Consider the following 18,470-nt stretch of genomic DNA (forward strand, 5'->3'; position numbering starts at 1 on the left):
ACGGTCGAGAACACCAATGGCCGGGTTCGCAAATGGCTTTCGCGAGAGGTGGATCCCCTGTCGATCAGCGACGGCGAGCTGAGAGACATCTGCGACCGGCTCAACTCGACGCCGCGGAAGTGCCTGGGCTACCGAACGCCCGCGGAAGTCTTCCGCAAGAAACTGCTCGCGCAAATGCGACGTGTCGGTTAGCGTCACACGTGCAGGTCGCAATTCGGCTTGAACTCACACCGCAAAGTTGAAGTGTCCTGATCCTGCAAAGTAAGAATGTCACTCTCCCCGGGTTTTGATGACCTGGGAGATTGCGGATGGGACTGATTGCGATGAGCGAGCGCAATCCCTGCCCCATGCCGCTCGATGTTCGATCACCTTCGATCGTTGCCACTTGAGATGCAGGTAAATACCTGCGCTTGACAAGCAGGTAAACACCTGCCTATTATGGTTTTCACATTTAAGTGAGATCGATGGACGACGCTGACAAGGTTTTCAAAGCGCTGGGCGACCCGACACGCAGAAAGCTGCTTGACCTTCTTTGTGAGAAGAACGGGCAGACGCTCGGCCAGCTATGCGACAACCTGGACATGGCCCGGCAATCCGTCACGCAGCACCTCGGGCTATTGGAAGCGGCCAATCTAGTGAGCACGGTTAGGCGCGGTCGGGAGAAGCTGCATTTCATCAACCCGGTGCCGCTCCACGAGGTCTACGAACGATGGGTGCGGAAATTCGAACATCAGCGGCTCAGCCTGCTGCATGATCTCAAGAATGAACTCGAAGGAAGGTAACAATGACCAGAGAGACGACCAGCTTTGTATACGTGACCTATATTCTCTCGACCCCGGAAAAGGTGTTCGAGGCCATAACGAAACCGGACGTCGCACGGCGATACTGGGGCCACGAGAACGTCTCCGACTGGAAGCCGGGATCGAAATGGGAACATATCCGTGCCAACGATGAACGGACTGTCGAACTCGTCGGCAAGGTCATTGAGGTCTCGCCGCCGACCCGTCTCGTCATCACCTGGGCGAATGCTTCGCAGGCCTCCGACCCGGCAAGCTACAGCCGGGTGACGTTCGCGATCGAGGAATACGACACCATGGTCCGGCTGACCGTCACCCATGACGAGCTCGAAGCCGGCAGCGGGATGGCGAAAGGCATCAAACAAGGTTGGCCGGCCGTCCTGTCCAGCCTGAAATCCTTCCTGGAAACTGGCCGCGGCATTGACCTTTTCGCCAAGCCAAAATCGGCCTGATCCCTTGCGGTGCCCATCAACAATTCTGCCAGCGGGAGAATGACAGTGACCAAGACCTATACCGGCGGATGCGCGTGCGGCGCGATCCGCTATGAAACGAGCAGCGAACCTATCTTCGAGAACCACTGCCAATGTCGCGATTGCCAGAGGCGAAGTGGCACGGGGCACGGCTCATACCTGACCTTCCCCCAGCGAGCCGATGTGACGATTACGGGCGACGCGAACACCTGGCGGGTAGCGGCCGACAGCGGGAACGAAAAGGTCCATGCCTTCTGCCCGACCTGTGGAACGCCGGTCCATCTGACATTCGTCGCAATGCCGGAACTGATTGCGGTCCCCGCGACCAGCCTTGACGACCCTGGCCAATTTAACCCGCAGGTGGTCACATACACCATCCGCGGCCATGGGTGGGACACGATTGATTCCTCCTTGCAGAAATTCGAGCGAATGCCACCCGGATAAATTCGGTTGAGAGCAATACGAAACGGCCGGCAATGTTAGTGGCCGCTAGCACCCTCCCCGAGCTGCCTTGCAACCCGGACCAGCCGGTCAGATCGAGGCTGCTCCGACCGTTTGGCTTAGAGGAGACGCAGCATGGACAGATTCACTGGCGGTTGCCTCTGCGGCAACGTCCGAATTGTGGCGTCGGGACTCCCATACCGGGTCGGCCTTTGTCATTGTCTCGACTGTCGCAAGCATCATGGGGCTCTTTTTCACGCTTCCGCGATCTTCCCTCAGGATGCGGTGACGATCGATGGCGAAGCACGCGACTACGCCGGGCGGTTTTTCTGTCCCCGCTGCGGCTCGCCCGTTTTCGCACGCACCGCAGACGAAATCGAAGTGAATCTGGGATCCCTGGATGCCGCTGACCAGCTGGTGCCAACCTACGAAAGCTGGATCGTCCGTCGCGAGTCCTGGTTGCCGCCATTTCCGATCACGAGACGATACGATCGCGATCGTGACGCCACGAGCCGCTTTGAGGAATAGGTCGCACGAACGGGTGCGCAGGCGCGCCGTTACAGCAGCCCTCGGATCGACTGGCCGTTTGGGAGGGTCACTCCGGAAGACCGGCCTTGCGGTAGCCATCAACGAAATGCTCGAGCGTCGCAGCGTCGCGGAATGGCTCCGTCGTGGCCCAGTGGCGGGTCGTGAAATGCGGGTTGCCAACGAGGAACAGTTCGGCCTCTGCGCGCGCCTCGTCGAGCCGGCCCAGTTGGGCAAGGCTTGCCGCCAGGAAACGGCGTGAGCTTGTATGATAAGTCTCTTCCCGACGCAGTGTGTCGACAGCGGCTTCGTATTCACCGGCCGCATATTGCGCCTGGCCGAGCGTCAAATAGTACCAGCTTGCCGGAAGTGGGTTCAGCCGGAACGCCTTGCGGATGTGCTCAAGGCCTTCCTCAACCCGCCCGGCCAGGACCGTAATGTCGGATAACGCGGCCCAGGTGTCGGCTTCATTCGGGTCGAGCTCGATCGCCTTGACGAATTCCGCGTCTGCCTCGGCGAAGCTGCGCTCATAGGCAAGCAAGTAAGCAAGGATCCAGCGACAGCCAGCATCGTTGGGATCGAGTGCTACAGCTTTGCGCGCCAGCTCCAAAGCGTCGCTGCGGGCGGCTTCCGTTGGTCCGCCGCTATGTACCCATCCCATCCAGTGATTCACGGCAAGCCAGCGATAGGCCTCGGCATATTCGGGATCGAGGGAAACCGCGCGCGTCAGCATCAGATGCGCTTCCCGCGCCGCCTGCGGCGAGTCATCCATCAGCTTGCGCGCCCGCACGCAGAGATCGTAGGCCTCGAGATTTTTGGGTCGATTGCGCGGCGGCGGTGCGCGCAGCCGGCCGAGCAGCGCCTCAACGATCTTGCCAGTGACCTCGTCCTGAACGGTAAAGATATCGTCCAGGCTGCGATCGAAGCGTTCCGCCCATAGATGATCTCCACTCACCGCGTCGACCAGCTGAGCGTTGATGCGTACGCGCCCCGCAGCACGTCTTGCGCTCCCCTCCAGGAGGTAACGCACGCCGAGGTCCTCAGCGATCCCGCGTATATCGATGGCCTTTCCCTTGTAAGCAAAGGCAGAGTTGCGTGCGATGACGAACAGGCCGGAGATCCTGGACAGGTCGGTAATCAGGTCTTCGGTCAACCCATCCGCGAAGAATTCCTGCTCGGGATCGTTGCTGACATTCCCGAAGGGCAGCACGGCTATCGATGGCTTGTCGGGCAGCGGCAAAGGTTTTCGGTTCGCACCACCGAGGTGTTCGATGGCCCCCGTGAAGCGGTAGCCGACTCGCGGAACCGTGGCGATCCAATCCCCACCATTGGCGGTCGGACCAAGCAGCTTCCTGAGCTGCGCGATCTGGACGGTGAGGTTGCCTTCCTCGACGGCCGTGCCCGGCCACGCCGCGTCCATCAACTCGGCCTTGCCAAGGATTTCGCCGGGCCGTCCGACGAGCGCCGCAAGCAGCTTTAGTCCGCGGTAGCCGAGAGCAACAGGATCATCATTCCGAAGGAGCGTTCCCGCACCCGGATCAAGCACGAACGGACCAAAGGCAAAGCGCGTTCCCTGCATAAGGCGCATCTATAGCCCGTTTGGAAGTTTTTGGAACTATTTGGGAGAGCTTAATTACGGCGCTGTTCGTATCCTACAGAATTTCATCCTCCTTCAGGTCGAGGGACCGTGGCCGTCAAAACATATGGAGGTTGCTATGAACGATATTCCCTACGTGGGGCTGGCGGAAGGGTGGCGCCGGGCCTACAGCCTGGCAGCCCTGCGAAGCGTTATCGCGGCCTGGGACGAGCGGATATGCTTTCGCTGGCAACTTGAGCAAAAGTCGAAGGACGATCCCCACTTGATCGACGATATCGGTCTGACGAGACGGCAGGTCGAGGCAGAGATCGCCAAGCCCTTCTGGCAACGATAAGGCGAAGACTGCAATGACACCGGATCGCGAGTTTCCGAGTGCCGCAACGGTTTTTCGGCACTTGCACAGCACGACATCCCCGCGAGAGGATCGGATCTCATGGGCCGCGATGGCGGGCATCATCGCGACCGTCACGGTGTTCGCCGTGGCACAGGGGCTGACCTATCCGCTGCTCAGCTTCATCCTGGAGCGGCAGGAGACGACGGCCGGCCTGATCGGCTTGTCGGCGGCGATGACGCCACTGGGTTTCATTGTATCCGCGCCCTTCATTCCAACGCTGGCGCGGCGCGTGGGCGCGGCGCGGCTTGCGATCCTTTGTTCCACCCTCGCCGCGCTCATCCTGATCGCGATTGCCTGGACCCAGGAGGTCTGGGCCTGGATGCCTCTGCGCTTCCTACTCGGCTTCTTCGCCAATCCGCTTTACGTGATCAGCGAAACCTGGCTGATCGCGATCACGCCCGCGCCACGCCGGGGCCGCATCATGGGCCTCTATTCATCAATCGTTTCGGGGGGCTTCGCCATCGGCCCGCTGTCGCTCGGTCTTGTCGGCACACAGGGCTGGCCGCCCTTCATCATTGGCATTGTGGCCTTCCCACTTTGCGGCCTGATCGTGCTTGCGGTCGTGCCGCGCCTTCCGAAGATGCCGCATGAAGGCGAGGCAAGATCGGTCGCCGGGTTCTTCGCACAGGCACCCCTTCTGTTGTTCGCGGTTTTCACTGCTGCGGCCTTCGAGCAGGTCGTGATTTCCTTGTTCACGGTTTATGGTGCCGCGCTTGGCAGTGCCGATGCACGCATCGCTTCGCTCATCGCCTGTTTCACCGCAGGCAATGCCGTGATGCAGATTTTGCTCGGACGCGCGGCCGAACGGTTCGGCTCGACGCGGACCATGTTGTTCTGTGCCCTGGCTTCGCTGGCCGGCTGCCTGCTGCTGCCGTTGCTCTTCAACGCATGGCTCATCTGGCCGCTCGTTTTCGCCTGGGGCGGGGTCTCGTTCGGGATTTACACCATGTCGCTGATCCATCTCGGCGAGCGTTTCATCGGTCAAGCCTTGATCGCCGGAAACGCGGCCTTCGCGTTCGTGTGGGGTATCGGCGGCATTGTGGGCTCGCCTGCGACAGGACTAGCGATGCAACTGATCGGACATCAAGGGCTGCCATCGTCCCTTGGCCTCATGTGTTTTGTACTGGCGGTGTTTCTGATGGCGGAGAGACGGCGAGGCTGATCAAGCCGATTGCCTTGCGCCGCGTCGATGGTATGCCGGATCTCACCAAGGAGCCAGCATGACTGCCGAAGATCTCCCAATTCAAAGGGCGTGCGGCCGCGTTTGCTTCCATCGAGACCGCCGTTGCTGGCGGCACACCAACTCGCTGCTGCGGACAGAGGACGAATGACGCTTTCGCTCCTCGACACAGGTGCAAGGTGAAAGCGCAAGGATTTCCGCCACGGAGGAGGACGCCGTGCGGGCTGACAGTCTGCATGAACGCAGCAACTGCCCCACTTTCCAAATCTGCAAAGTACTCTACACTCCGCTTTATATCGCCGGAGAGAAATCCATGCGCGCTTTATACTCTGTGTCTGCGCTGTGTGCTGCTTTGATCTTTGTATCTATACCGGCGCGGGCAGAAGATCCGGTCGAGACGACGCGGCATATCATCGAGGATCAAATTACGGCCTTCCTGAAGGATGATGCGGAGACGGCCTATTCCTTTGCAGCGCCCGGCATTAAGGCGATGTATCCGGACAAGGGCGTCTTCTTTGCGATGGTGAAGAAGAGCTACGAACCCGTCTATCATCCTGGGAACTATGCATTCGGCCGCAGCCGCTCCATCGATAACGGCGCAATGATCTATCACGAGGTCCTGATATCCGGTCGCGACGGCAAGGACTGGACGGCGATCTACCAGATGATGCGGCAGCCCGACGGCGACTACAAGATCAACGGCGTGCAGATCGTGCCCAACACCGACAGCAAAGGCATTTGACGGCGGTTCAGCCGATCCTGTTCCAAGGCATGCGGGAAAACATGCGAGCGCGGCGTCGAGAAGGCGGGCGAATGCAAAGCTGCCAGATGCAGGAGAAATCCGCACAGCACCGACAACAGACGCAGCATTCCGACGGTGAGCTGGACCTGGCCTGAAGATCGTCAGGCGCGGCGCGCCCTGGCTCGCGCCTTCCACCGGCATACCATCGGCCTCAAGCGCGCTCGAGATCGCCCTTTGCCCATTCCTCCTGGGTTTCCGCCATGAAATCGGCGAAGCGATCCTCGGCAATCGCCGTGCGGATGCCTTGCATCAGTTCCTGATAGTAGCTGAGATTGTGCCACGAGAGCAGCATGCCGCCGAGCGCCTCGTTGGCGCGGACGAGATGGTGCAGATAGGCGCGCGAATAATCGCGCGAGGCCGGGCAATTCGACTCCTCGTCGAGCGGACGCACATCCTCCGCGTGGCGAGCGTTGCGGATATTGACCTTCCCGCGGCGGGTAAACGCCAGGCCATGGCGGCCGGAGCGGGTTGGCATCACGCAGTCGAACATGTCGATGCCGCGAGCAACCGATTTCAGGATATCATCGGGCGTGCCGACGCCCATGAGGTAGCGCGGCTTTTCGCCGGGCAGCACCGGCAAAGTTTCCTCGAGCATCTTCAGCATGACATCCTGCGGTTCGCCAACGGCAAGACCGCCGACCGCATAGCCCTTAAGATCAAGCTGTGCCAGCTCTTCGGCCGAGCGAATGCGGAGTGCGGGAATGTCGCCACCCTGCACGATGCCGAACATCGCCTTGCCCAGCTGGTTGCCGAAGGCGATCTTGCAGCGTTCAGCCCAGCGCAGCGAAAGCTCCATTGCGCGTTCAATCTCGCGCGGTTCGGCCGGAAGCGCCACGCATTCGTCAAGCTGCATCTGGATATCGGAGCCGAGCAGCCCCTGGATTTCGATCGAGCGCTCCGGCGACATGTGATGCAGGCTGCCGTCGACATGCGACTTGAAGGTGACGCCCTGCTCGTCGAGCTTGCGAAGACCTGAAAGTGACATGACCTGGAAGCCGCCGGAATCCGTCAGGATCGGATGTTCCCAGCGGATGAGGCTGTGCAGGCCGCCGAGGCGCGCCACGCGCTCTGCCGTCGGGCGCAGCATCAGGTGGTAGGTGTTGCCAAGAATGATGTCGGCGCCCGTTTCGCGAACCTGGTCGAGATACATGGCCTTGACGGTGCCGACCGTGCCCACGGGCATGAACGCCGGCGTGCGGATGGTGCCGCGCGGCATTGAGATCTCGCCGAGGCGGGCGCCTGCATCGGTCCTTCTGAGCGTGAACTGGAAATTCTCGGTCATCTGTCTTTCCGGAAAAGAAGGCTCGCATCCCCGTATGAATAGAAGCGGTAACCTGTCGAAATGGCGTGCTTGTATGCCACCTGCATGGTTTCGAACCCCGCAAAGGCCGAAACCAGCATGAAGAGTGTCGAGCGCGGCAGGTGGAAATTGGTCATCAGGATATCGACTGTCTTGAAACGGTAGCCGGGCGTGATGAAGATGCCGGTGGCGCCCGCCCAGGCGCGGATGCGTCCATCGTCCGCGGTCGCGCTTTCGATCAGCCGTAGCGATGTCGTGCCGACACAAATGATGCGCCCGCCCCTCGCCTTGACGGCATTCAGCTTTGCCGCCGTCTCGGCGCTGACATAGCCGCTTTCGAGATGCATCTTGTGATCGTTGGTATCATCGGCTTTGACCGGCAGGAAGGTACCGGCGCCGACATGCAGCGTCACGAAATGGCGCTCGACGCCAGCCTTGTCGATGGCCTCAAAAAGTCGTGGCGTGAAATGCAGGCCGGCGGTGGGCGCTGCGACGGCGCCTTCCTCGCGGGCATAGATCGTCTGGTAATCGGTGCGGTCGCGCACGTCGTCCGGACGCTTGGCGGCGATATAGGGCGGCAGCGGGATATGGCCGACGGAGGCGATTGCCTCATCCAGCGCCGGGCCGGAAAGATCGAAGGCAAGGGTAACTTCACCGCCCTCGCCTTTCTCCTCGACGGTGCAATCGAGCTGACCGAGGAAGCAGCTTTCACCGTCGTGACCGAAGGCGATACGATCGCCGATCTTAATGCGTTTGCCGGGCTTGGAAAAAGCCTTCCAGCGGCTGGCGCCAACGCGCATATGCAATGTCGCGGAGACCTGCTGGGCGCCTGCCCCTTCACGATGGCGGACGCCCTCGAGCTGCGCGGGAATGACCTTGGTGTCGTTGAAGACAAGCGCATCACCTGCCCGCAGGAAAGACGGTAGGTCGCTGACGGCATGGTCGCCGAGAACCGGTTGGGCATGCGGATCGATGACGAGCAGGCGCGCACTATCGCGCGGCTCGGCGGGCCGCAAGGCGATCCGTTCATCCGGAAGGTCGAAATCGAAAAGATCTACGCGCATCGGACACTTTCAGGCAAAGCGAAACCCGCCCGGCGCCTTCGCGCAAGGGCGGGTTTCAGCAGAAATCACAATCAGGCGTCGGCGGCAACCCGCATCGAGACGATGGAGTCCGGATCGCTGACCGGTTCGCCCTTCTTGATCGTGTCGACCACATCCATGCCTTCGATGACCTGGCCCCAGACCGAGTATTGCTTGTTCAGCCATGGCGCATCGGTGAAGCAGATGAAGAACTGGCTGTTTGCCGAGTTCGGATTTTGCGAGCGCGCCATCGAGCAGGTGCCGCGAACATGCGGCGTCGCTGAGAATTCGGCCTTAAGGTCCGGCTTCGACGAGCCGCCCATGCCGGCGCGGCCCGGGTTGAAGCTCTCGCCGCCCTTCTTGCCGAACTGGACGTCACCGGTCTGCGCCATGAAGTCGGGGATAACGCGGTGGAAGACGACACCGTCATAGGCCTTCTCGCGAGAAAGCTCCTTAATCCGGGCGACATGCTCGGGGGCCACCTGCGGCAGCAGCTGGATGACAACCTTGCCCTTGGTGGTTTCCAGGATAACGGTGTTTTCCGGATCCTTGATCTCGGCCATTTTCATTCTCCTCGTTTCACGAAATTACTTGCCGGCGGTGACTTTGACCATGCGGTCGGGATCGCTCACCTCGCCGTTCTGGCCGGCGCCGCGCTTGATCTTGTCGACGTTCTCCATGCCGGAGACGACCTTGCCGACCACCGTGTACTGGCCGTTCAGGAAGGAGCCGTCCGCGAACATGATGAAGAACTGCGAGTTTGCCGAATTCGGATCCTGGGCCCGCGCCATGCCCACCGTGCCGCGCACGAACGGGTTCTTGGAGAATTCGGCCGGAATGTTCGGCAGATCGGAGCCGCCGGTGCCCGCAAGGCTAGCATCGTAGCCCTTCGACATATTGCCATACTGCACGTCGCCGGTCTGCGCCATGAAGCCGTCAATGACGCGGTGGAAGGCCACGTTATCATAGGCCCCCTTCTTCGCCAGCGCCTCGATCTGCGCAACGTGCTTAGGAGCCACATCCGGCATCAGCTGGACCACGACGGGACCATCCTTGAGCTGGATCGTCAGCGTGTGATTGGCCTGGGCAAACACGTCGCCAGCGAAGGAGGCGAGGTAAAGCACGCCGGCAAATGCAATATAGAAAAGTTTCATGTGAGCTCCGTTGCGGCGGAAAACGCCTCAAGATTTGCGCTTGGATCGAAGGGCCTTCAAAACGGCCGCCGGCACAAAGGCGCTGACGTCGCCGCCCATGGCCGCGATTTGACGGACCAATGTGGCGGTAATGGGCCGCGAGGCCGTCCCTGCCGGAAGAAAGATTGTCTGCACATCCGGTGCCATCTGCCGATTCATGCCCGCCATCTGCATTTCGTAGTCGAGGTCGGTGCCATCACGAAGGCCGCGGATGAGCAGCGCCGCGCCATGCATGCGCGCAGCATCAACGACCAAATTGTCGAAGGAGACGACGGAGATGCTGCCGCTTTTCTGCGGCATGGCTTCGGCAAGCGCGTTTCGGATCAGCTCCGCCCTCTCCTCGAAGGAAAACAGCGGCGCCTTGCCGGGGTGGATACCGATCGCAACGATCACTCTTTCAGCGATGTTCAGCGCCTGGACGAGCACGTCCAGGTGTCCGTTGGTGAGCGGGTCGAAGGACCCCGGATAAAAAGCAGTCGTCATAGGACCCGGCCGTTTTGTTCGATGCCTTTTGTCATGGATACCCGCATCCCGCAAGTCATTTGCCGCCCTGCTGAACGGTGGATGAATGCCGCGTTCAACGCGGTTTCAGATGCGATGGGCATAATCGGAAACATCAACGCAGCCGATGCCACCAGCATCGGACACTTCCGAAAGATATCGACATGCTGATCCTGCTTCTCGCCCTTGCCGTCGTTCTCTCCCTACTCGCGGAGCTGGCATATGGCTACCTGCAGGACCGCTATCAGATGCGCTGGGTGCGCGCCGAAGTCAGCGAGCATCACGCCATCATGCGGCAGCTCGGAAGGGCGCGTTGCCCCCCGAATCTGAACGCCAGATGAACAAGGCATTCAAGGTCGCTTCAGACCGGGCTTGCTAAACGACACACCAACATCCGCCGGAACCATTTTTAGACGGATACGTTCAATTAACCGAAGCGTAGATGCGATACGCTGCACGAAGGGAAAACAAGATGCCCGACAAGATTACCATCATCAATGTATTCTGGATGGCAATGATCACGGGAATGCTTACCGCAACTGTCGCACTCTATGATCAGAAGACAGATACGTCCAAGGTATATGGTCCTTATGCTTCGGCCCGCACAGCCATCATAACCCAGTACTGAGGAACGTGAACGCAACTTCGGAAAGGATTGCCCATGTTCACGATCTTGACTGTTCTTACCGCTCTCATCAGCGTCATGTTCATCGTGTCTGTGGCGTCAACCGTTTCCGCGCTTCGCCGCGAAAGTGAACAAGTGAAGGCGTTCGACGAGAAGAAGCACAGCACTTTTTGAATTGAGTTCCCCTGCCCTTGAGCGCCTTCCCCTCCAGCGCTCGGGGCCATTCAAAAAGCCGGACGCCGTCCCCGCGTCCGGCTTTTTCTTTGGATGGTTTCAGGCCGGCCGGTAGGCCGGGCAGCTGCTTTTTCGGAAACGCAGCACCACCAAAGCATCGCAAGCGTAGCGCCTGCGCACATAATCAGGACTTTCGCCGGTCACGACGACGAATGCGGTGCCCAGCACAGGGTCTTCACGCTCTCCGGCCAGCGCGACCCGCCTCTCACCCGAGCACCCGGTCGCTTTCAAACCCAGTATGCGGGAAACGCGCGATCAGATCGCCGGGCGGTAGCCTCTGATCGTCGTGCTGCACCGTGACGCCACGATGTCGTCGTCATTACCGGCAATTTTGCGGATCGTGCCTCCTGCTTTGGCGACATCCGAAAAGTGGGCGAAACGATCGTAGCACGGCGTTTCGAGGAGGATACCGCGAAGCGTTCCGAAACGATGCGGACATCGGATCAGCGCATAAAAAACCGGGCGGCAGGGGCCGCCCGGTTCTCAACAAAAGGCTTAAATTACTCTTCCGTCGCAGGTGGCCCCTCGCCGCTTTCGATCGGCGTTTCGTTGACGATCTCGCCAACCTCCTCGCCGTCATCTTCCGGCTCGCTGATGCGCTCGACGGAGACGACCTTTTCATCCTTGGCGGTCGAGAAGATCGTCACGCCCTTAGTGGCGCGGCTGGCGATACGGATGCCGCCGACCGGGACGCGGATCAGCTGCCCGCCATCCGAGACCAGCATGATCTGGTCGCCCTCGTCGACCGGGAATGCGGCGACGAGTTCGCCGATCTCGCTCGTCTTGGAGGTATCGGTGGCGCGAATGCCCTTCCCGCCGCGGCCGGAGATGCGGAAGTCGTAGGAAGACGACCGCTTGCCGAAGCCCTTCTGCGATACTGTCAGCACGAATTGTTCGCGTGCCTTCAGTTCCTCGTAGCGCTCTTCTGTCAGCAGTCCCTCTTCGGTGACTTCCTCGCCGACTAGGGCGATATCCTCCTCGTCTACGCCCGTGGCGCGGCGTTCGACAGCGGAACGCTTGAGGTAGGCAGCACGCTCCCAAGGTTCGGCATCGACATGGCCGACGATGGTCATCGAGATGATGCGGTCGCCGTTGCCGAGGTTGATGCCGCGCACGCCTATCGAATTGCGGCCCGCAAAGACACGAACATCATCGACCTGGAAGCGGATGCACTGGCCGAGCGCCGTCGTCAACAGAACGTCGTCATGTTCGGTGCAGGTCTCGACGGAGAGGATTTCATCGCCCTCCTCCTCGAGCTTCATGGCGATCTTGCCGTTACGGTTCACCTGAACAAAATCTGACAGCTTGTTGCGGCGAACCGTGCCGCGTGTCGTCGAGAACATGACGTCGAGGCTTTCCCAGCTCTCCTCGTCCTCGGGCAAAGGCAGGATCGTGGTGATGCGTTCTCCAGGTGCCAGCGGCAGCATGTTGATCAGCGCCTTGCCCCGAGAGGTCGGGGTGCCGATCGGCAGCCGCCAGACCTTTTCCTTGTAGACGATGCCACGCGAGGAGAAGAAGAGGACCGGCGTGTGGGTATTGACCACAAATAGCCGGCTAACAAAGTCCTCGTCACGCGTCGTCATGCCGGAGCGGCCTTTGCCGCCGCGGCGCTGGGCGCGATAGGTCGTCAGCGGCACACGCTTGATATAGCCTAGGTGCGAAACGGTAACGACCATGTCCTCGCGGGCAATAAGATCCTCGTCGTCCATTTCGAGGCCGCCGTCGACGATCTCGGTGCGGCGCGGCGTGCCGAATTCGTCGCGAACCGATGTCAGCTCGTCCTTGACAATCGTCTGGATACGCACGCGTGACGACAGGATATCGAGATAATCCTTGATCTCGTCGCCGATCTTGTTGAGTTCGTCGCCGATTTCATCGCGGCCGAGCGCTGTCAGGCGGGCAAGACGGAGCTCGAGGATTGCCCGCGCCTGCTCTTCCGAGAGGTTATAGGTCATATCCTCGTTGATACGATGGCGCGGATCGTCGATGAGGCGGATCAGGCTCTCAACATCTTCCGCGGGCCAGCGGCGCGTCATCAGCTCTTCGCGCGCAGACTGCGGATCGGGCGCCTGGCGGATGACGCGGATCACTTCATCAATATTGGCGACCGCGATCGCGAGACCCACCAAGACATGCGCACGTTCGCGCGCTTTTCGAAGAAGGAATTTCGTTCGCCGACTAACGACCTCTTCGCGAAAAAAGACGAAAGCGCGGAGCATGTCGAGCAGGTTCATCTGTTCCGGCTTGCCGCCGTTCAGCGCCACCATGTTGCAGCCGAAGGAGGTCTGCAGCGGCGTGTAGCGATAAAGCTGGTTCAGGATGACTTCGGCATTGGCATCGCGTTTCAGCTCGATGACGACGCGATAGCCCTGGCGGTCGGATTCGTCGCGGAGATCGGAGATGCCCTCGATGCGCTTTTCGCGCACCAGCTCGGCCATCTTTTCGATCATCGTCGCCTTGTTCACCTGATACGGTATCTCAGTGATGATGATCTGCTCGCGGTCGCCTCGCATCGGCTCGATGGCGGCAACGCCACGCATGATCACAGAACCACGGCCGGTTTCATAAGCCGAGCGGATGCCAGCGCGCCCAAGGATTTTCGCCCCAGTCGGAAAATCCGGACCGGGAATGATCTGCATGAGCTCCGGCAGTTCGATCGCCGGATCATCGATCAGCGCGATGCAGCCGTTGATGACTTCGGTGAGGTTGTGCGGCGGGATATTGGTCGCCATCCCGACGGCAATGCCGCCTGCCCCGTTGACCAGTAGGTTCGGGAATTTCGCGGGCACCACGACGGGTTCGGACAGCGTGCCGTCGTAGTTGTCGCGGAAGTCGACCGTTTCCTTGTCGAGGTCGTCGAGCAGAGAATGAGCCGCCCTTTGCAGACGGCATTCCGTGTAACGTTCGGCCGCCGGCGGGTCGCCGTCGACGGAGCCGAAGTTGCCCTGGCCGTCGATCAGCGGCAGGCGGAGCGACCAATCCTGCGCCATACGGGCGAGCGCGTCGTAAATCGCAGCATTGCCGTGCGGATGGTATTTACCCATCACGTCACCAGTGACGCGGGCGCATTTGACGTATTTCTTGTTCCAGTCGATGCCGAGCTCGGACATCCCATATAGGATGCGCCGGTGCACAGGCTTGAGGCCGTCGCGCACGTCAGGAAGCGCGCGGCTGACGATGACGCTCATCGCGTAATCGAGATAGGACCGCTGCATTTCCTCCATGATGGAGATGGGCTCGATGCCTGGCGGGAGCTTCCCGCCACCTGGGGGTGTTTGTTCAGTCAAAACAGATCACGATCTCTTTGTAGAATCACTGAAAGATTTATAGCGGAAAGCCTTGCCCGGCGCCAATTTGAGCCGGGGTTTTGAACAGACTTTGCGGCGGAAGGGCGGCAATCAAGCGATTTCGACGGCTTTTAGCGCCGGCCCACCGCCCATCATTTGCCAAATGGAAAACCTCGCTCCACAATCGCGAATAAATCGAGCCTTCATATGGCGTTCCGGAGAGACGATGGCAAGCGCCGACCAATTGATCAACGCTTTCACGACGCTGCTCGTCACAATCGATCCTCCCGGACTTGTGCCGATCTTTCTGGGACTGACAACCGGCATGAGCCGCAGCCAGCGCAAGCAGGTGGCGCTGCGCAGCTCCGTCATCGCTTTCATCATACTCGCCATCTTTGCGCTGTTCGGCGCAAGCGTGCTCGGGGTGCTCGGTATTTCCATCGGCGCCTTCCGCATCGCCGGCGGGCTACTGCTCTTCTGGATCGCCTTCGAAATGGTGTTCGAGAGACGGCAGGACCGCAAGGAAAAGACCAGCGAAGCGGCGATCACCAAGGATCACATCCAGAATATCGCGGTCTTTCCGCTCGCCCTTCCTCTCATTGCCGGTCCCGGCGCGATCTCGGCGACAATCCTGCTTGCGGGCTCGCTGCCGACCTCCGTCGAGCGGGCGCAGCTTCTCATCGTCATTGCCGCCAATCTTCTCTTGATGCTGGCGGCGTTGCTGATCGCCGACCGCCTCGACCGCTTCCTCGGCGTGACCGGCCGGGCGATCCTCACCCGTCTGCTCGGCGTCATCCTGGCGGCACTTGCCGCACAGTTCGTCGTGGACGGCGTGAAGGCGGCGATGGCTGTCAGTTGAAAAGTGCGCCGCTGCAAGGCACACCAACAGCGCTTGACTTCGCGCGGGCCTGCAGCACATGATTGGGTCTGGGGTCGCGATCACCCCACGAGGCGACAGCTGAAGTATCGCGTCCGATAACCCGCACAACGGAGGACGCGTCATGCCGTCATTTTTAGAAATTTCATCCGACAAGCTCAACCGCATCATCGGAACGCCGAATGTGCCCGTCATTATCGACGTCCGCACGGCCGAAGATTTTGCCGCCGACCCACGGCTCGTCCCGGGGTCGATCCGGCGCAGCCACACCGATGTCAGCGAATGGAGCCACGAGCTTGCCGGCACGGCTATCATCGTGTGCCAGAGGGGGCAAAAGCTCAGTCATGGCGTGGCCGCTTATCTTCGCCATTTCGGAACGGACGCGGAAGTTCTCGAAGGAGGATTCGAGGCGTGGCTGCAGGCCGGTGGCCAGGCGGTGCCCTATGTCAAGCTGCCGGCACGCGACCCGAAGGGCCGTACGGTCTGGGTGACGCGCGCCCGTCCCAAGATCGACCGGATCGCCTGCCCCTGGCTGATTAAGCGTTTCGTCGATCCCAATGCCGTCTTCCTGTTCGTTCCGGCATCTGAAGTACCGGCCGTCGCCGACCGTTTCGCCGCGGCGCCTTTCGATATTGAAGACGTTTTCTGGAGCCATCGCGGCGAGCGCTGCACCTTCGACGTGATGATCGAGGAACTCAATCTCACTTCCAAACCATTGCTGCATCTCGCCACCATCATTCGCGGCGCTGATACTGCCAGGCTCGATCTTGCGCCGGAAGCCGCCGGTCTGCTCGCCGCTTCGCTCGGGCTTTCGCGGATGTTCACAGATGACCTGCAGCAACTCGACGCCGGATTGACGCTCTATGACGCGTTTTACCGCTGGTGCCGCGACGCTACCGACGAGACCCATAATTGGCCCAACCCGAAGCGGGCGCAGTGATGTGACCGAAATAATGGATATGGAACGGGACGCCCCGGCAAGCCGCAATATTGTCCCTCTTGGTGAGGCGGCGAAAGTGTGGGCAAGGGTTGCGGCGCTGAGTTTTGGTGGACCGGCGGGACAGATCGCCGTCATGCACCGCATCGTCGTCGACGAAAAACGATGGATTGGCGAACATCGCTTCCTGCATGCGCTCAACTACTGCATGCTGCTTCCGGGGCCAGAGGCTCATCAGTTGGCGATCTATATCGGCTGGCTGCTCAACAGGACGATTGGCGGCCTGATCGCCGGAGCTCTGTTCGTGCTTCCGGGCTTCATCTCAATCCTTGGGCTGAGCTACGTCTATGCGGCCTATGGAAACGTAAGCTTTATCGCCGGTCTGTTCTTCGGCCTGAAAGCGGCGGTGCTGGCGGTCGTGCTGCAGGCGGTGTTCCGGATCGGAAGCAGAGCGCTTAAAAACAACGTGATGATAGGCATCGCTTCCGCCGCCTTTATCGCAATCTTCTTCCTCCACGTCCCGTTCCCGCTGATCATCATCACAGCTGGCATCGTTGGCTTCCTCGGCGGCCGCACGGGATCGGCCTTGTTCGAGGTGGGCGGCGGACACAAAGGCGGTTCGGGCGATATCCTCGAAGATCGGGATTCCCTCCTCGGCGAAGATACACCGCGCCACGCCCGGCCGAACCTCGCCTGGTCGCTGCGGGTGTCCGGCAGCCTTGCGGCTGCCTGGCTTCTCCCAGTCGCGTTGTTACTGGTGACGGTGGGATCCGGCAGTGTCTTCTCGCAGGTCGGGCTGTTCTTCAGCCAAATGGCTGTCGTGACATTCGGCGGCGCTTACGCGGTCCTTGCCTATGTCGCTCAGGAAGCGGTCCAGCATTTCGGATGGCTAAAACCGGGCGAAATGCTGGATGGCCTCGGCATGGCCGAGACAACCCCCGGACCGTTGATCAGCGTCGTCCAGTTCGTCGGCTTCATGGCCGCCTATAGGAACCCCGGGCCGCTCGATCCAATGCTCGCTGCCACACTCGCCGCCGTCCTGACGACATGGGTGACCTTCATTCCGAGCTTCCTCTGGATCTTCCTCGGAGCGCCGTTCATCGAAAGGCTGCGCGGCGACCCTGCGCTGACCGGAGCGATGTCAGCCATCACGGCAGCCGTCGTTGGCGTAATCTTGAACCTTGCGATTTGGTTCGCCGTCCATGTGCTTTTTTCCGACGTGCGCACTGCCTCATGGGGACCGGTTTCAATCGATGTCCCGGTACCGGCCTCGCTCATCTGGCCATCGCTGGCACTAACGGTGCTTGCCGCCTTGGCGATCTTTCGCCTGAAGCTTTCGGTGATTACGACATTGGCGATTTGTGCTGCAATCGGCGTCACGTGGACCATTCTGACAGGTTCCGGCGCAGTGGCGACGTAACTGCCGGAACATCGTTCGCGCAGAATGCTTCTGCTGGGAAACACCAATAAAAAACCGCTGACAAGCAGCGGTTCTTAAAGAGGTGCTTCTTCTCAGAACGGAATGTCGTCATCGAGATCGCGCGAGAAATTCCCGCCGCCGCCGCTGCTGCGACCGGACGGCTGCGCCGGGGCGCCATAATCGTCTCCGTAATTGCCGCCGCCACCGAAATCGTTGCCGCTGCCGCGTCCGCCGCCAGCACTCGCGCCGCCGCCTTCGCCGCGGCCGTCGAGCATCGTCAGCGTCGAATTGAACCCCTGTAGCACGACTTCCGTCGAATAGCGGTCGTTGCCGTTCTGGTCCTGCCATTTGCGGGTCTGGAGTTGGCCTTCGATATAGAGCTTGGCGCCCTTCTTCACATATTGCTCGACAACCTTGCAGAGACCTTCGTTGAAAACGACGACGGTGTGCCACTCCGTCTTTTCGCGGCGTTCGCCGGAATTGCGGTCACGCCACGTCTCGGACGTCGCGATGCGAAGATTGGCAATCGGGCGGCCATCCTGCGTCCTGCGGATTTCGGGGTCTGCGCCCACGTTTCCGATCAGAATTACCTTGTTCACGCTGCCAGCCATACTTCTCACCTTACTGCCACCCTGCCCGGCGGCGCTTGAAACAATCGCTGTACCTTAAACTATAGAGCCCCGGCCATGCGCGTCCATCGCCGGTTCATCCACAAGGAATTTTGTTCTTTATTTGTTCTAGTTTATGGTTATGATCCTGTCAACAGAATCGAAAACCTCGCAACAGATGGATATTCAGCCTCGACTCG

Annotated in this window: 21 protein-coding genes and 1 pseudogene; 14 read left to right on the plus strand and 8 right to left on the minus strand. The window is 60.4% G+C overall.

Features of this window, described 5'->3' with window-relative positions:
* The 5 genes and pseudogenes from BLP23_RS22800 to BLP23_RS22820 all read left to right on the plus strand — a co-directional run.
* Positions 1-192, plus strand: a pseudogene (locus BLP23_RS22800) (IS30 family transposase); the annotation flags it as partial.
* A gap of 272 nt (positions 193-464) precedes the next feature.
* Complete coding sequence (locus BLP23_RS22805) at positions 465-782, plus strand: ArsR/SmtB family transcription factor (RefSeq protein ID WP_092587073.1); 318 nt, start codon at positions 465-467, stop codon at positions 780-782.
* A 2-nt stretch (positions 783-784) separates the two neighbouring features.
* Positions 785-1,249 (plus strand): SRPBCC family protein, encoded by a 465-nt coding sequence (locus BLP23_RS22810; protein WP_092587074.1) that lies wholly within the window; start codon positions 785-787, stop codon positions 1,247-1,249.
* A gap of 45 nt (positions 1,250-1,294) precedes the next feature.
* On the plus strand, positions 1,295-1,711 hold the full coding sequence (locus BLP23_RS22815; RefSeq protein ID WP_092587075.1) for a GFA family protein: 417 nt from the start codon (positions 1,295-1,297) through the stop codon (positions 1,709-1,711).
* Positions 1,712-1,843: 132 nt separating this feature from the next.
* Positions 1,844-2,236 (plus strand): GFA family protein, encoded by a 393-nt coding sequence (locus BLP23_RS22820; protein ID WP_092587076.1) that lies wholly within the window; start codon positions 1,844-1,846, stop codon positions 2,234-2,236.
* A gap of 67 nt (positions 2,237-2,303) precedes the next feature.
* Here the strand turns inward: BLP23_RS22820 and BLP23_RS22825 are convergent, their stop codons facing one another.
* Complete coding sequence (locus tag BLP23_RS22825; protein ID WP_092587334.1) at positions 2,304-3,812, minus strand: winged helix-turn-helix domain-containing tetratricopeptide repeat protein; 1,509 nt, start codon at positions 3,810-3,812, stop codon at positions 2,304-2,306.
* Positions 3,813-3,948: 136 nt separating this feature from the next.
* Between BLP23_RS22825 and BLP23_RS22830 the strand changes: the two genes are divergently transcribed.
* The 3 genes from BLP23_RS22830 to BLP23_RS22840 all read left to right on the plus strand — a co-directional run bounded on the left by BLP23_RS22830 (position 3,949) and on the right by BLP23_RS22840 (position 6,146).
* Complete coding sequence (locus BLP23_RS22830) at positions 3,949-4,164, plus strand: DUF1127 domain-containing protein (RefSeq protein WP_092587335.1); 216 nt, start codon at positions 3,949-3,951, stop codon at positions 4,162-4,164.
* A gap of 13 nt (positions 4,165-4,177) precedes the next feature.
* A complete protein-coding gene (locus tag BLP23_RS22835; RefSeq protein ID WP_092587077.1) occupies positions 4,178-5,386 on the plus strand; it encodes an MFS transporter in 1,209 nt (402 codons plus the stop codon).
* Between the two features lie 331 nt (positions 5,387-5,717).
* On the plus strand, positions 5,718-6,146 hold the full coding sequence (locus BLP23_RS22840) for a DUF4864 domain-containing protein (RefSeq protein WP_092587078.1): 429 nt from the start codon (positions 5,718-5,720) through the stop codon (positions 6,144-6,146).
* A 211-nt stretch (positions 6,147-6,357) separates the two neighbouring features.
* Here BLP23_RS22840 and tgt read toward each other — a convergent pair whose 3' ends face one another.
* The 5 genes from tgt to coaD form a co-directional block, all read right to left on the minus strand.
* On the minus strand, positions 6,358-7,488 hold the full coding sequence (tgt, locus tag BLP23_RS22845; RefSeq protein WP_092587079.1) for a tRNA guanosine(34) transglycosylase Tgt: 1,131 nt from the start codon (positions 7,486-7,488) through the stop codon (positions 6,358-6,360).
* Positions 7,485-8,570 (minus strand): tRNA preQ1(34) S-adenosylmethionine ribosyltransferase-isomerase QueA, encoded by a 1,086-nt coding sequence (gene queA / locus BLP23_RS22850; protein WP_092587080.1) that lies wholly within the window; start codon positions 8,568-8,570, stop codon positions 7,485-7,487. Before queA ends, tgt begins: the two co-directional genes overlap by 4 nt.
* Positions 8,571-8,641: 71 nt before the next feature.
* Complete coding sequence (locus tag BLP23_RS22855; RefSeq protein WP_022715595.1) at positions 8,642-9,151, minus strand: peptidylprolyl isomerase; 510 nt, start codon at positions 9,149-9,151, stop codon at positions 8,642-8,644.
* A gap of 24 nt (positions 9,152-9,175) precedes the next feature.
* A complete protein-coding gene (locus BLP23_RS22860) occupies positions 9,176-9,742 on the minus strand; it encodes a peptidylprolyl isomerase (protein ID WP_092587081.1) in 567 nt (188 codons plus the stop codon).
* Between the two features lie 27 nt (positions 9,743-9,769).
* Positions 9,770-10,264, minus strand: coding sequence for a pantetheine-phosphate adenylyltransferase (gene coaD, locus BLP23_RS22865; protein ID WP_022715593.1), 495 nt, complete (start codon positions 10,262-10,264; stop codon positions 9,770-9,772).
* 182 nt (positions 10,265-10,446) lie between these two features.
* Between coaD and BLP23_RS34675 the strand changes: the two genes are divergently transcribed.
* The 3 genes from BLP23_RS34675 to BLP23_RS33780 all read left to right on the plus strand — a co-directional run bounded on the left by BLP23_RS34675 (position 10,447) and on the right by BLP23_RS33780 (position 11,081).
* The gene (locus BLP23_RS34675) at positions 10,447-10,623 is read left to right on the plus strand and encodes a hypothetical protein (RefSeq protein WP_233426784.1); all 177 of its coding nucleotides are present in this window, start codon (positions 10,447-10,449) and stop codon (positions 10,621-10,623) included.
* Between the two features lie 131 nt (positions 10,624-10,754).
* A complete protein-coding gene (locus tag BLP23_RS33775) occupies positions 10,755-10,910 on the plus strand; it encodes a hypothetical protein (protein WP_167363953.1) in 156 nt (51 codons plus the stop codon).
* A gap of 33 nt (positions 10,911-10,943) precedes the next feature.
* A complete protein-coding gene (locus tag BLP23_RS33780) occupies positions 10,944-11,081 on the plus strand; it encodes a hypothetical protein (RefSeq protein ID WP_167363954.1) in 138 nt (45 codons plus the stop codon).
* Positions 11,082-11,641: 560 nt separating this feature from the next.
* Here the strand turns inward: BLP23_RS33780 and gyrA are convergent.
* Positions 11,642-14,428: a DNA gyrase subunit A gene (gene gyrA, locus BLP23_RS22875; RefSeq protein ID WP_092587082.1), complete on the minus strand. Its 2,787-nt coding sequence runs from the start codon at positions 14,426-14,428 to the stop codon at positions 11,642-11,644.
* A gap of 226 nt (positions 14,429-14,654) precedes the next feature.
* On the opposite strand from gyrA, the gene BLP23_RS22880 reads away from it, so the two are divergent.
* The 3 genes from BLP23_RS22880 to chrA all read left to right on the plus strand — a co-directional run bounded on the left by BLP23_RS22880 (position 14,655) and on the right by chrA (position 17,662).
* A complete protein-coding gene (locus tag BLP23_RS22880; protein ID WP_092587083.1) occupies positions 14,655-15,287 on the plus strand; it encodes a MarC family protein in 633 nt (210 codons plus the stop codon).
* A 142-nt stretch (positions 15,288-15,429) separates the two neighbouring features.
* Positions 15,430-16,245 carry a chromate resistance protein ChrB domain-containing protein gene (locus BLP23_RS22885; protein WP_092587084.1) on the plus strand — a complete coding sequence of 272 codons (816 nt, stop codon included), beginning with the start codon at positions 15,430-15,432 and terminating at the stop codon, positions 16,243-16,245.
* Positions 16,246-16,258: 13 nt separating this feature from the next.
* Complete coding sequence (gene chrA / locus BLP23_RS22890) at positions 16,259-17,662, plus strand: chromate efflux transporter (protein ID WP_092587085.1); 1,404 nt, start codon at positions 16,259-16,261, stop codon at positions 17,660-17,662.
* Positions 17,663-17,754: 92 nt separating this feature from the next.
* Here chrA and BLP23_RS22895 read toward each other — a convergent pair whose 3' ends face one another.
* Positions 17,755-18,273 (minus strand): single-stranded DNA-binding protein, encoded by a 519-nt coding sequence (locus tag BLP23_RS22895; RefSeq protein WP_092587086.1) that lies wholly within the window; start codon positions 18,271-18,273, stop codon positions 17,755-17,757.
* Between the last annotated feature and the right edge of the window lie 197 nt (positions 18,274-18,470).

This window comes from Rhizobium mongolense subsp. loessense, assembly GCF_900099775.1.
Taxonomy (GTDB): domain Bacteria; phylum Pseudomonadota; class Alphaproteobacteria; order Rhizobiales; family Rhizobiaceae; genus Rhizobium; species Rhizobium loessense.